Origin of the sequence: Corynebacterium sp. UMB0012, assembly GCF_030216265.1 — a bacterium.
In the GTDB taxonomy this organism is placed as follows: domain Bacteria; phylum Actinomycetota; class Actinomycetes; order Mycobacteriales; family Mycobacteriaceae; genus Corynebacterium.
This window is the reverse complement of the sequence record NZ_JASOKQ010000002.1, coordinates 104,586-118,622: the sequence shown is the minus strand read 5'-3', so window position 1 is coordinate 118,622 and position 14,037 is coordinate 104,586. Positions and strand designations below refer to the sequence as shown.

At 60.2% G+C, this 14,037-nt stretch carries 9 protein-coding genes; 6 read left to right on the top strand and 3 right to left on the bottom strand.

Annotated features, from left to right (window positions below; all coding sequences use genetic code 11):
- Positions 1–26 precede the first annotated feature (26 nt).
- Entirely contained in the window at positions 27–971 is a 945-nt protein-coding gene (locus QP324_RS01625; RefSeq protein WP_284814136.1) for a hydrogen peroxide-inducible genes activator, read from the top strand.
- Positions 972–1,057: 86 nt separating this feature from the next.
- On the opposite strand, the gene QP324_RS01620 is transcribed toward QP324_RS01625, so the two are convergent.
- Complete coding sequence (locus QP324_RS01620) at positions 1,058–1,966, bottom strand: hypothetical protein (protein ID WP_239277547.1); 909 nt, start codon at positions 1,964–1,966, stop codon at positions 1,058–1,060.
- A gap of 106 nt (positions 1,967–2,072) precedes the next feature.
- Here QP324_RS01620 and hrpA point away from each other — a divergent pair, with 106 nt between their 5' ends.
- On the top strand, positions 2,073–5,960 hold the full coding sequence (gene hrpA / locus QP324_RS01615; RefSeq protein WP_284814134.1) for an ATP-dependent RNA helicase HrpA: 3,888 nt from the start codon (positions 2,073–2,075) through the stop codon (positions 5,958–5,960).
- Here the strand turns inward: hrpA and nrdR are convergent.
- Complete coding sequence (gene nrdR, locus QP324_RS01610; protein ID WP_005328590.1) at positions 5,957–6,415, bottom strand: transcriptional regulator NrdR; 459 nt, start codon at positions 6,413–6,415, stop codon at positions 5,957–5,959. The genes hrpA and nrdR overlap by 4 nt on opposite strands.
- Before the next feature lie 726 nt (positions 6,416–7,141).
- Between nrdR and lexA the strand changes: the two genes are divergently transcribed.
- Positions 7,142–7,846, top strand: a complete 705-nt coding sequence (lexA, locus tag QP324_RS01605) for a transcriptional repressor LexA (protein ID WP_005328592.1) — start codon at positions 7,142–7,144, stop codon at positions 7,844–7,846.
- 360 nt (positions 7,847–8,206) lie between these two features.
- Positions 8,207–8,989: a DeoR/GlpR family DNA-binding transcription regulator gene (locus tag QP324_RS01600; RefSeq protein ID WP_239194046.1), complete on the top strand. Its 783-nt coding sequence runs from the start codon at positions 8,207–8,209 to the stop codon at positions 8,987–8,989.
- 21 nt (positions 8,990–9,010) lie between these two features.
- On the opposite strand, the gene ptsP is transcribed toward QP324_RS01600, so the two are convergent.
- Entirely contained in the window at positions 9,011–10,699 is a 1,689-nt protein-coding gene (gene ptsP / locus QP324_RS01595) for a phosphoenolpyruvate--protein phosphotransferase (protein WP_284765896.1), read from the bottom strand.
- Positions 10,700–10,897: 198 nt separating this feature from the next.
- On the opposite strand from ptsP, the gene QP324_RS01590 reads away from it, so the two are divergent.
- Both QP324_RS01590 and QP324_RS01585 read left to right on the top strand, forming a co-directional pair.
- Positions 10,898–11,863: a 1-phosphofructokinase family hexose kinase gene (locus QP324_RS01590; protein WP_284814131.1), complete on the top strand. Its 966-nt coding sequence runs from the start codon at positions 10,898–10,900 to the stop codon at positions 11,861–11,863.
- Positions 11,864–11,876: 13 nt separating this feature from the next.
- Entirely contained in the window at positions 11,877–14,000 is a 2,124-nt protein-coding gene (locus QP324_RS01585; protein ID WP_284814129.1) for a fructose-specific PTS transporter subunit EIIC, read from the top strand.
- Positions 14,001–14,037 lie beyond the last annotated feature (37 nt).

Below are 14,037 nucleotides of genomic sequence, written 5' to 3'. Positions count from 1 at the left end.
TATAGGTAAGTGTTAGAGTGATAGGCATGCATAATAAAGAGTATCGCCCTACACTTGCTCAGCTGCGTACCTTTGTCACCGTGGCGGAAAACAAGCACTTTGGTACCGCAGCCGCCAAACTCGAAATTTCCCAGCCCTCCCTCTCCCAGGGCCTCGTTGCTCTCGAACAGGGCTTGGGTTTGCAGCTCATCGAGCGCTCTACCCGCAAGGTCATCGTCACCTCGGCCGGTGAGACCCTCCTCCCCTATGCCAAGGCCACTCTTGAGGCCGCCGATACCTTCCTCGCCCATGCCCGCGGCGCCAACGGCACCCTTGCCGGCCCGCTGACCATCGGCGTTATCCCCACCATTGCCCCCTACATCCTTCCCGATCTGCTCTCCATGCTTGCAGAGGCCTACCCGGACCTCGAGCCACGCTTCGTCGAGGAGCAAACCCAGCACCTCATCACTCGCCTGCGCAATGGCAACTTGGATCTTGCCATCATGGCCCTTCCATCCGAGGCCACCGGCATGGTCGATAGCCCGCTCTACACGGAGAAATTCTCCATTGTCTGCCCGCCCGATCACCCCATCGCCGGCCGCGAGGATGTCGAGCTTGCGGAACTCAAGGACCTAGATTTGCTACTGCTTGACGACGGCCACTGCTTGCGCGACCAAGTAGTCGACCTCTGTCGCCATGCCAATATCAACCCAGCCGAGGCCACCAATTCCGTCACCCGCGCCTCTTCCCTGACCACCATCATGCAGCTGGTCATGGGCAGCCTGGGCTGCACCCTCGTTCCCGAATCCGCACTGGCCACCGAGTGCCATGGCAAGGACGTCGCGATCGCCCACTTTGCCTCCGATGTCACCGCCGAACGCGAGGTCGGCCTCGTGTTCCGTTCCTCTGCCGCCCGCGCCGAGGAATTCCGCGAATTCGGCACGCTCATCACCTCCGCCTATAACAAGGCGATTGAGCGCTCCCGGCAGTAGTCTCACCCGGCGGCCCCACGGGGCGTCGCCAAGCATGCCAAAGGCCACCGCCCCTGAGAGGAACGGTGGCCTTTAACTATGGTGCGCTAGGCCTGTGGGAAGGTGTTGCGCCCCGCGCACTGGCGGAACATATGCGCCTGTGCCAGAAGCGTAACCGGATAAGCCACGATGAGGCCGATGCCCAAAAGCAAAAAGCCGGCAACAATGATGAAAAAGTTCAAAATTGCCAGCAGCAACATTTGGCCGTAGTTATTCTTACCTGCCTGAAAGCCTTTCTTCACGGCCTCACCAACGCTATCGCCATCGGCCGCGAACCATTGCATCAGCGAGAAGAATGGTTGGATAAAGAAGCTAATCAGCGAAATCACGGCCAAGACGCCGAGCATGCCCATGACGGCGGCGAACGCTTCTTCATCGGAAAGCTGCTCGGCATTGCCGGCCAGCCCCTCCGCAGAACCGCGCACAGCGACGAAAGAAATCAGTCCCGCCACAACACCGATGACGACCATAATGACTAGTGGCTGCCACCAGCGCACATTCTTAAACAGGTAGCCCCACCCGGTGCGAGAATCATCAATCTGGAAAAGCGCCAGGCGCATAAGCGCCAGAGTTAGCACGATGCCAATCACCCAGGAAATGATTTGCATGATCGTGGAACTAGCAGTGAGATCACCGTCGGCACTCGCCGTCGCAGCGCCTACTCCGCCAGAAATGGCGAAAAAGACCACGCCGAGGAAGCCTGCAAGCAACGTTCCCAAAATCCACAGCTTCCAGTTGCTAAAGATAGCCCGAAAAGCCCAAGAAACGGCATCTATGGCCGAAACCCTTCCGGTGTGCTGAGGTTGGCCCGCGTGGTAGCCGGCATAGCCTTGGGCGTTGCCTTCGTGGGCGCCACCATACGATGGAAGCTGGCCGTAGTCCGGCCGATCCTCGGGATGGTTGGTCGGCTCATAGCGAGGAAAATCGTCATTTCCACCCGAATACGGGTTCGTCATAGGCGGTGCTCCTCCTTCAGGAATGCACATAGAAAAATGGATAAGTATTTTAACTTTAACAACTTTTTCCTCATTTCAGGTGGACGGGTAAACTCGTTGCCTAGTCATGACTAAGAACGAATCCCCTTCTCGCGAGGACCTCTTCGCCGCACTCGAAAATGTCTCTTTGGCCGAGGCCCGCTCCTTCCGTCGCCGCCTCAAGAAGGCTCGCGCCCCTAAAGCGCTGCAAGAAATCGGCGCTGAAATCCATGCCGCGGCCGATCGCGTCGCGCTTACCGACGCCGCCGTTCCCACCATCACCTACCCCGACGCCCTCCCCGTCACCGCCCGCAAGGACGATATCGCCGAGGCCATTCGGGACAACCAGGTCGTTATCATCGCTGGTGAGACCGGTTCCGGTAAGACCACCCAGATCCCAAAGATCTGCCTCGAGCTGGGCCGCGGCCGGCGCGGATTCATCGGCCATACCCAGCCGCGCCGTATTGCAGCGCGCACCGTGGCCGAACGCATCGCCTCGGAATTGGACCAGAAAATCGGGGAGTCCGTTGGCTACGCCATCCGCTTTGACGATCGCGTGTCTGAGACCACCGCCGTCAAGCTGATGACCGACGGCATCCTGCTCGCCGAGATGCAGCGCGACCGCTTTCTCAATAAGTACGACACCATCATCATCGACGAGGCCCACGAACGCTCGCTCAATATCGACTTCCTCTTGGGCTACTTGAAGCGCCTATTACCTAAGCGCCCAGACCTCAAGGTGATCATCACCTCCGCAACCATTGACCCAGAAAGCTTTGCCGCCCACTTTGCCGACGCCGACGGCAACCCCGCCCCCATTATCGAGGTCTCCGGACGCACCTACCCCGTAGAAATCCGCTACCGGCCACTCGAGTTCGAGGCCGGCGGAAAAGTAGTGGACCAAGATCCGCTCGACGGCTTGACCGAGTCCATCGAAGAGCTCATGCGTGAAGGCGACGGCGATATCCTCTGCTTCTTCCCTGGTGAGCGAGATATCCGCGATGCCATGGAGGCCATCGAAGGCAAGAAGTGGAAAAACGTCGAGGTCACTCCCCTCTTTGGCCGCTTGTCCAACCAAGAGCAGCACCGCGTGTTTAGCGAGCACCGCGGCCGCCGCATCGTCTTGGCCACCAATATCGCCGAAACCTCGCTTACCGTGCCCGGCATCCGCTATGTCGTCGATACCGGCACCGCCCGTATCTCGCGGTATTCCACGCGCACCAAGGTCCAGCGGTTGCCTATCGAGCCCATCTCGCAGGCTTCAGCCAACCAGCGCTCCGGCCGCTGCGGCCGCGTTGCCGACGGCATCGCCATCCGCCTGTACAGCGAACAGGATTTTGAAAGCCGTCCTGAATTCACCGATCCGGAAATCCTGCGCACCAACCTCGCGAGTGTCATCCTGCAGATGGTTTCGCTCAAGCTCGGTGATATCGAAAAATTCCCCTTCATCCAACCTCCCGAGCACAAGGCCATCCGCGATGGTCTCACACTCCTCCACGAGCTCGGCGCCCTCCACGACAAGCAGGACAAGCCCTCGCTCACCACCATCGGCCGCGATCTTGCCCGCATCCCGCTGGACCCGCGCATGGCTCGCATGCTCATTGAAGCCAATACCAACGGCTGCCTCGATGATGTCATGGTCATCGTTGCCGCCATGACCATCCAAGATGTGCGCGAGCGCCCACTCGAATTCCAAGCCCAGGCCGACCAAGCCCACGCCCGCTTCAAGGACAAGACCTCAGATTTCTTGTCCATGCTCAAGCTGTGGGATTACATCAAGCAAACCCGCAATGAACAATCCGGCAATAAGTTCCGCAAGCGCATGAAACAGGAGTTCCTGCACTACATGCGCATCCGGGAGTGGTTTGACTTGGTGCGCCAGCTCAAGGACGTCGCCAAGCAGCTGGGCTGGACCTACCAGGAAGGCACCGAGCGCCGCTCCGATGACATCCACATGTCCCTCCTTTCAGGCCTGCTATCCAATATCGGCGCCCGCGATGGCAATTCCAAGGAGTTCCAAGGCGCGCGCAACACCCGCTTCCTGGTATTCCCCGGCTCCGCTTTGGCCAAAAAGCCGCCGGAATTCCTCATGGCCGCCGAGCTGGTGGAAACTTCCCGCCTCTGGGCGCGCGATGTCGCCGCCATCGATCCTGCCTGGGTAGAAAAGCTCGGTGCAGACCTGCTCAAGCACAACTACTCCGAGCCCACCTGGTCTCGCAAGCGCGCCGCCGCCATCGCGCACCAAAAATCCACGCTCTACGGCGTGCCCATCGTGGCCGACCGCACCGTGCCCTACCACCGCGTCGATCCCGCCGCTGCCCGCGATATGTTCATCCGCAACGCCCTTATCGCCGGCGACTGGAACACCCACCACGCCTTCTTCAAGGCCAACGCCCAAGCGCTTGACGACGCCGCCGCATACGAAGAAAAGGCCCGCCGCCGCGGCCTCATTGTGGACGAAGACACGCTCTTCGATTTCTATGACCAGCGCATTCCGGCAAAGGTAACCACCGGCCGCCACTTTGACTCGTGGTGGAAAAAGGAGCGCCGCCGCACCCCGGACCTGCTGGATTTCGATCCCGCTAAGCTCATCGATGACTCCCACGAGGTCACCGAGGAATCCTTCCCCGACCACTGGCGCAAGGGTTCTATCGATTACGAACTGACCTACAAGTTCGAGCCCGGCGATCCTCTCGACGGCGTTACCGTAATGGTTCCCATTCCTATGCTCGCCGGTTTGGATACCGAAGGCTTCGATTGGCTCGTTCCGGGTCTGCGTCTCGAGCTCGTCACCGAGCTCATCCGCAGCCTGCCCAAGGCCCTGCGCCGCACTGTCGTACCCGCGCCCGAATTTGCCGAGCGCGCCATCGACCGCCTCATCCCTTATGAAGGCTCCATCACGCAGCAGCTTGCCGACGTCCTCCGCGAACTCGGCGGTCAAGGAATCAACGCCACCGACTTCCAGGCCAGCAAGCTACCCGCCCACCTGCGGATGAACTACGGGGCCATCGATAAGCGCGGCAACATCGTCGACTCCGACCGCGACCTCGCGGCGCTCGTCCGACGTCAGGCCGGACACATCAAGTCCTCCGTATCCCGCGTCTCGCGCACCTCCGAGTCCACCGCCGTCAGCGAATGGACTGACGACACCCTCGGCACCATCGACGACACTGTTACGACCACCGTCGACGGCCACGAAGTCACCGCCTACCCCGCCCTAGTCGCTACCAAGGACGGCGTCGAACTCAAGGTCCATCCCACCAAGGCCGCCGCAGATGCCGCCATGGTCACGACCACTCTTACACTCCTCATGCGTGAGATATCCGTCAACGCCTCCCAGATGGTCAAGGGCCTGCCGTTGCAACAACGCGTAGCCGTCGATTCCTATCCGCACGGCGGCGCCGACGGCCTTGTGAATGACGCCCGCGTCGCCGCCATCCGCGACCTGATGCTCGAAGCCGGCGGGCCCGTCCGCACCCCCGCGGCGTTCCAGAAGCTTAAAGACACCGTTAAACCCCAGGTCCCAGGACGCGTACGCCAGGCCGTGGTAGCTATTGCCCCAGGACTCGCCGAGTACTCCAACCTGCGAGCGGAACTCGCTCATTGGGACGGTCCAGCAATCGATGACATGCGCGCACAATTGGACTTCCTCCTCCCCCGAAATGCCATCACTGTCCACGGCATGTCCCACCTGCGCCATCTCCCGCGATATATCCAAGCTATGCGCATTCGCCTAGAGGATATGAACCTTGACCCGGACCGCGATGCAGACCGCCAAGCCGAGGTAGATAACGCCAAGGCCTACCTATCCAACCGCCTTCGCAACCTCCCGGCCGGCCGCGAAAAGACCCGCGAGGTCAAGGACGTGCGCTGGATGATTGAAGAACTTCGAGTATCTCTTTTCGCCCAGCGCCTTGGCACAGCCCACGCTGTTTCACTCCGCCGTATCCAAAAGGCGGTGGACAAACTGCGCTAAAAGTCCTCGCGATCGCGCCTTCGCATCAGGCGAATCTCGGATTCAAAGTCATCTGCGCTTTCAAAGGATTTATATACAGAGGCGAAGCGCAGATAGGCCACTTCATCAAGGTCCCGCAGTGGTTCTAGGATGGCCAAGCCAATCTCGTTCGCGTTGACCTGCGAGGAGCCATGACTGCGCACGGTCTCCTCCACTTCTTGCGCCAGTTTCTTCAGGGCATCGTCGCTGACATCTCGCCCCTGGCAGGCACGGCGCACACCGCGAATCAATTTATCTCTACTGAAGGGCTCGGCCAGACCGTTTCTCTTCACGACAAGCAGCACGGCCTTTTCAACCGTGGTAAAGCGCCCCTTGCACGAAGCGCACTCGCGCCGGCGACGAATCGACGCTCCAGCATCGACCACACGCGAGTCAATGACGCGGGATTGCTCATTATGACAAAAGGGGCAATACACAGTGGTCCTTTCACTGACGTTGGTACGCCAGTAGTTTACTCATCTTCAATTCCGTGCGGCCACCGGGCTTCACCCCGCTGTATCCCCTAGTGCGCTACTGCAGCCTCAACCTGCTGCACGCCAGAAGCCGGGGGTTGAGGGGCACTATCTCCTTCAGCACCCGCTAGTCCCCCTAGCAATGTGCCCACAAAGACCGCGACACCAAACACTGCGCCCAATGCGTAGTTACCTGTGTTCGACTCACCCACACTGTTTCGGACCCTATTCGATCTGTTCCCAGAGCCTCCGACCGACACACGGTTCGAACGATAGGTCGTGCGATCTTCCACACGTAGAGTTCGAACATACCGAGAGTTTGTAGCACCGCGGGCCGCAGAACCGTAGCCGCGATCCACATCCCACACGGACGCAGAAGGCACCACTACAGGTTCGGCAGCGTTGCGAGTTACCAGGTTATTGCGAGAATTGATCAGCAGAGACATGAGTTTCCTTTCGACGACTGAACACACCGTAGGTGCCCCGAACGACACACACTGGCACCCAGTCGCCACAATGTTCGATTTAGTTGGTACGTTCGATTTATAGCATCGCTTCGAATACTTGTCCACCCCAACGCTCAAATCTCGAACATCTGTACTTTTCGTGCTACAAATGACGTGGGGCCATTTTCAACGCCGCCAGCCAACAAACCACTGATAAAGCCACCCAATCCCCTAGGAGCCAGCAATGGGCCGCAAGCCAAAGAAGACCACCGAGAAGACCGACTACGCTTCCCTGTCTGACCGCCAGCGACGCATTCTCAACGTCATTAGTGACGCCGTTATGTTGCGTGGCTACCCACCAAGCATTCGCGAAATTGGTGACGCAGCAGGCCTGCAGTCCACATCATCGGTTGCCTACCAGCTAAAGCAATTGGAAGAAAAGGGCTTCTTGCGTCGTGACCCAAATAAGCCGCGAGCCGTAGATGTTCGACACCTAAATACCGACGATGGCGCCAAGAAGCCGGGCCGCAAACCGGCTAAGCCTGAACAGCAGGTTCCCGCAGAGGCAGGTGCTGTTTCCTACATTCCTGTGGTTGGCCGAATCGCAGCGGGTGCGCCCATTACCGCGGAAGAAAACGTAGACACTTACTTCCCGATGCCCGATGAGGTAGTCGGTGGCGGCGACCTTTATATGCTGCAAGTGGTCGGCGACTCGATGCAGGATGCCGGCATTCTTGACGGCGACTGGGTAATCATTCGCTCCCAGTCAGTTGCAGAAGAAGGCGAGTTCGTTGCAGCGCTGCTCGATGGTGCTGAAGCTACCGTTAAGGAATTCCACCGCGATTCCTCTGGCGTATGGCTGCTCCCCCACAATGATGCCTACGCTCCCATCAACGGCGATGATGCGGAGATCATGGGCAAGGTTGTATCGGTATTCCGTAAGCTTTAGTCACCTGCCTAACACAGATTCTATAGCCCCGCGAGGTCCTCGATTGGCCCTTGCGGGGTCTATCTATGTGCACGCCTCTTTGACGCGGCCTGCGTCCCAGCCACCCCCATTTTCGCTCTATTTCGGACCCGGACACCTATAGAGACGAAAATCCCACTTTCCCACTTTGGCCGATAACCAGGTATTTCAGGGTGCTAGATATCGGATGCAGCTGTGCAAATTTTTGCTTCAGTCCGTTTATTCCCGATTTTTGAGACAATGGACTAAGCAAAACAACATCGCCGGATTTTTACTTCCGCAGAACGTGGCAATGTTTACCCCCACCCCATGATGCGATGTCTCTAGATTCAAGGAGGAATCATGTACGCAGAAGAGCGGCGTCGCCAAATTGCTTCTCTCACCGCCGTTGAAGGCCGTGTCAACGTCACTGAGCTCTCAGAGCGCTTCGAAGTTACGGCCGAAACCATTCGCCGCGACCTTGCGGTGCTTGACCGTGAGGGCGTTGTTCATCGCGTGCACGGCGGCGCAGTAGCCTCTCAATCTTTCCAGACCGCGGAGCTCACACTGGATACCCGCCAGCGGTCAGCCTCCGGCGCAAAAGCGGCTATCGCCCGCGCGGCCCTAGATTTTCTTCCCCAGGGCGGCGGCAGCATTTTCTTGGACGCAGGCACCACCATTAACGCGTTCGCAGAGCTCATTGGACAGCAATACCCGCAGGCGCAGTTTAATATTGTCTCCAATAGCCTGCCTATTGCGCTGTCTCTAGCAGGCAATGGCGTGCCTGATGTCCAGCTACTTGGCGGTACGGTCCGCGCGATTACCCAAGCCGTCGTTGGCGATACCGCACTGCGCACCCTGGCGCTGATGCGTGCCGACGTCGCCTTCATTGGCACCAATGCCCTCACCCTAGACCATGGCTTGTCGACGGCCGACTCCCAAGAGGCAGCCATCAAATCCGCCTTCGTCACCAATGCCCACAAGGTAGTGGTCATGTGTGACTCCAGCAAGCTGGGCAATGACTACCTTGTAAGTTTCGCCTCTGCCGCCGATATCGACGTCGTCATTACTGACGCTGCTGCCCCCGATTCCTTCGTGGAAGCGTTGCGCGAGCGCGAAATTGAGGTCGTGCTCGCCAGCGAATAATCCCCCGATCCTTCGCCTACTTTAGGCGAAGGACTCCATGCGTTCGACCACTGCGGTACGGGCAGCGTCAGGGCTTTCCGCATCCAATGCCACCTCGGCAAGCTGCTGGCACTGTTCCAAGGTAACTTCTGCCAGCTGTGCACCGACGCCCGCTACCGCCGTCGACGCTGCGGATAGCGAATTTACGCCCAAGCCGGTAAGCACGCAGGCCAACATCGGGTCGGCTGCCGCCTCACCGCACACGCCTACCGCAACGTTATTAGCTTGGCCCACGATGCAAGTGTGCTGAATGAGTCGCAGGACAGCCGGCTGCCACGGGTCGGTCAGGTAGGCCAGCTGTGGAGACAAGCGGTCCGCAGCCATCGTGTACTGAGTCAGGTCATTGGTGCCGATGGACACGAAATCAAGGTGCGGCATGATTTTATCCGCCATAAGCGCTGCGGCCGGAACCTCAATCATGGCGCCAGCAGTCAGGCCGCGCTCGCGGCACAGGCTAGCAAACCACTGGGCCTCGGTAGAGGTGGCAACCATAGGAGCCATCACCCAAGTCGATGCTTTGTCATCGCGAGCCGCAGCCGCCTGCGCAATCGCATCCAGCTGGCGGGTCAGCAAAGCCTCATTATCGCGTGCAATACGCAGGCCACGAACACCCAATGCTGGGTTTTCCTCGGAGCTTAGCGTGGCATAAGAGATAGGCTTATCGGATCCGGCATCCAGCGTACGCACGACAACCTTTGACTCAGGAAAGGCATTAAAAACCTTGCCGTAAATCTTTGCCTGCTCGTCCACGCTCGGTTCTTCACTAGCAGAGAGGAAGGACAGCTCCGTGCGGTAGAGACCAATGCCCTCTGCCTGGGAATCCGAAGCAATGCGGGCGGCGTTGCCATCAGCGACGTTGGCAAGCAGCTGCACGCGGTGGCCATCCTTGGTTTCAGCCGGGCCGCGCCACTGGGCAACGCGTGCTGCACGCTCGCGATATTCGGCCACGGCCTTTGTAGAAGCCTCTTCGTCGGCCCCAAGAGTGACGGCACCCACTGCACCATCGACGAATACCAGCGTGCCGCTTTCAATATCGCTAAGCGCGGCGCCCACAGCAACGATGCATGGAATATCCAGCTGGCGGGCGATAATAGCCGTGTGGCTGGTAGGTCCCCCCAGCTCGGTGACAAGGGCCTTGATGTGCTTGGTATCCAGCGTCGCGGTATCGGCCGGGGCCAAGTCATCCGCGAAGAGCACGGCCTCGCCGTCTACGAGCGGCAGCCCCGGCTCGTCCTCGCCGCGCAGCTCTGCGATTACGCGGTCGCGCACGTCCTTTAAGTCAGTGGTGCGCTCGGCCATCACGCCGCCGGCGGCCTCGAACATGGTGACAAACTTATCGGTGGCGCCGACAGTAGCGAACTCCGCATCCTGGCCGGTGCGGATGTTTTTGCGCACGGCTTTGTGCCAGCCACGGTCCTTGACCATGCCGGCCGTTGCGGTCAGAACTTCCGCAGCCTGGCCTTCTGCGGCAGCAGCTCGCTGCTCCAAACGGCCAGCGACAGTATCTACGGCCGCAAGGAAGCGGTCGTATTCAACATCACTCGCTTGCTCTGGGTCGATGCTTCCCTCGGTAGGCAGGGCGGGGCGAGGGCGGACCCACACGGCTTCGGCGTAGGCGACTCCGGCAACGACACCGGTTCCTTTGATTGTGGACTCAGACGCGTTTTCCATGAGCGTACTTCCTTCGAAGATAGCGGTTTGTTAACTTCCAGAACACCACAAATCGGATAGAAAAGCAATGTATACCACAGGAATTCTGTTGACTTTCGGACACAATCGGACAAGAATCAACATTAAGGGCGGGCCATGCCCGTACGGTTCTCTCCAACGGCGCTCGGCCCCCAATATACAACCTGCGAAAGGGACGACTTGATTCTCACGCTGACCCCCAATCCCAGTATCGACGCCACCCTTGTGCTCAGTGATCCATTGACCTCCGGTGATGTCCACCGCGCCAGCGAGGTCACACAGGTTGCTGGCGGCAAGGGGGTAAACGTCACCCATACCGTACACTTGGCCGGCGAGCAATCCTTGGCTCTTTTCCCGGCCCACGACTCCGATTCTTTCCTGAATCTCGTCCACTCGGCTGGGCTGCCTTCCTCTGCTATCCCCATGGACGGCGCAGTTCGCGTCAATACCACCATCACTGAGCCTGATGGCACCACCACCAAGGTCAACGGTCCAGGCCCTGCGCTTTCCGACGCCGACTCCCGCGCCATTACCTCCGAACTCACCGCCCGCGCCCTTGCCTCCGACTGGGTGGTTCTAGCCGGCTCCCTGCCGCGTGGCGTCAACACCGATTGGTATTGCGACCTCATCTCCGCAGTCCGAGCAGCCGCACCACAGGCTCGCATTGCCGTCGATACGTCTGACGCCCCAATGCAGGCCATTGGCGAAAACCTCAATTCTGCTGCGCCGGATCTCATTAAGCCGAACGGCCTAGAGCTCGGCCAGCTCACCGGAACCGACGGCCGCGAATTGGAAGACCAGGCCGCACGCGGCGAGTACGCGGGGGTTGTGCGGGCGGCCCGGGACGTCGTCAAGCAGGGCATCGCAGAAGTACTCGTCACTCTTGGCAGTGCCGGCGCGGTGCTGGTTACCGCGGATGGCGCTTGGGCTGCAACTCCCCCGCCAACAACGGTGAAATCCACCGTAGGCGCCGGTGACGCCGCGCTCGCCGGATACCTCCTCGGCCGCACCGCCGGTAAGTCGCCGGCCGATAGCCTCGCGCAGTCGGTGGCCTACGGAACTGCGGCTGCATCCAAACAAGGCACCCAATTCCCTCGCCCAGAAGAACTCGATATCGCACATACCCCCGTACAATCGCTAGCCTAAGGAGTGCCTAATCATGGCTTCCGACCTCATCACTACCGACCTAGTCGCGCTCGACGCCGACTTCGGCGACAGCGTTGACTCCGTAATTACCAACCTGGCCACGCTAGTCCATGACACCGGCCGAGCCACCGACATCGCCGGCTTGGCCCAGCCCGCCATCGACCGCGAGGCCAAGGCCGGTACCGGCGTCCCTGGCGGAGTCGCCATTCCGCACTGCCGCTCCGAGGCAGTGACCGAACCTACTCTCGCGTTCGCCCGCCTGAGCCGTGGCGTGGATTTCTCCGGCCCTGACGGTGACGCCCAGCTGGTCTTCCTCATCGCTGCTCCGGCCGGCGGCGGCAAAGCCCACTTGAAGATTTTGTCCAAGTTGGCCCGCGCTCTAGTGCGCAAGGACTTCCTCGAGTCCCTGCGCAACGCGCCCACCAAGGAAGAAATTGTTCGGCTTGTGCTGGAGGTAGTCAATGCCGAAAAGCCGAAGAAGAAGCCAGCCGAGGAACCGGCCGCCCAAGGCGCTGCTGCCGGCACTGCCGCAACCGGTACCGATGCCGGTGCCGCCGGCCCCTCCGCCGCCGCGCCCTCGGCCGCACCCCCTACCAACGCAGAACCTTCGGCCGATGTCACCCGCATCGTGGCCATCACCGCCTGCCCCACCGGCATCGCCCACACCTACATGGCGGCCGACGCCCTCACCCAAACCGCGGCCGAGCGTGATGACGTATCTCTGACTGTTGAGACGCAGGGCTCGTCTAATAATGAGTCTGTCTCCCAATCCACGATCGACGCGGCCGATGCGGTCATCTTCGCCACGGACGTCGGCGTGCGCGACCGCGAACGCTTCGCCGGCAAGCCGGTTATCGAGTCTGGAGTCAAACGCGCCATCAATGAACCTGGCACGATGCTCGACGAGGCGATCGCAGCCGCGCACAACCCCCACGCGCACAAGGTCTCCGGCACTGCTACCCGCGCCGATGCGGAAGAAGAAGACAAGTCTCTTGGTTGGGGCAAGCGCATCCAGCAAGCCATTATGACCGGCGTGTCTTATATGGTCCCGTTCGTTGCGGCCGGTGGTCTGCTGCTCGCCCTCGGCTTCCTTTTCGGTGGCGCCGATATGGCAAATGGTTGGCAGACACTATCGACGGAGTTTTCGCTCGGCAACCTCCCCGGCCATGACGTGACCGTTGACGGCGAACTCATGCACTTCGAGCGCTCCGGGTTCTTGCTCTATCTCGGCGCTGTTCTCTTCGCCGTAGGCCAAGCGGCAATGGGCTTCATCGTCGCTGCGCTGTCGGGCTACATCGCCTTTGCGCTGGCTGGCCGTCCGGGCATTGCTCCGGGCTTCACAGGCGGAGCGATCGCAGTTACCTTGGGCGCTGGATTCATCGGCGGCCTAGTTACTGGCCTGCTGGCAGGCTTCATCGCGATGTGGATTGGCAACTGGAAGGTACCGCGTTGGCTAGGCTCGCTCATGCCGGTTGTCATTATTCCGCTGCTGACATCGTTGGTTGTCGGTCTCGCCATGTACCTGGCACTCGGCGTACCGCTGGCAAACCTCATGGAAGGCCTGCAAAATTGGCTATCGTCCATGTCCGGTTCTTCGGCTGTATTGCTGGGTATCATTCTCGGCCTGATGATGTGCTTCGACTTGGGCGGCCCAGTCAATAAGGCGGCCTACCTCTTCGCCACGGCCGGACTGTCTACCGGCGACGAATCCTCCATGCAGATCATGGCCGCCGTCATGGCGTCCGGCATGATCGCACCAATTGCGTTGTCGCTGGCTACGTTTATCCGCAAGTCGCTGTTTACACCGGCCGAGCAGGAGAACGGCAAGTCCGCTTGGCTGCTGGGTCTGTCCTTCGTCTCGGAGGGTGCCATCCCGTTTGCGGCGGCCGATCCGTTCCGCGTCATCCCTTCGATGATGGCCGGCGGCGCGGTGACGGGCGCGATTTCGATGGCCCTGTCGGTCGGTTCCCGTGCCCCGCACGGCGGCGTGTTCGTCTTCTTCGCCATCGACCCGTTCTGGGGCTACCTCGTGGCCATCGCGGCCGGCGTGGTTGTCTCCACTGCGGCGGTGCTGGCGATGAAGCAGTTCTGGCCTAACAAGGCCGTCGAAGAAGCCGCCCAGAACGTGGCAGTATAAACCAAACACTCGTACACTGGATTGTAAAAATCCCCGT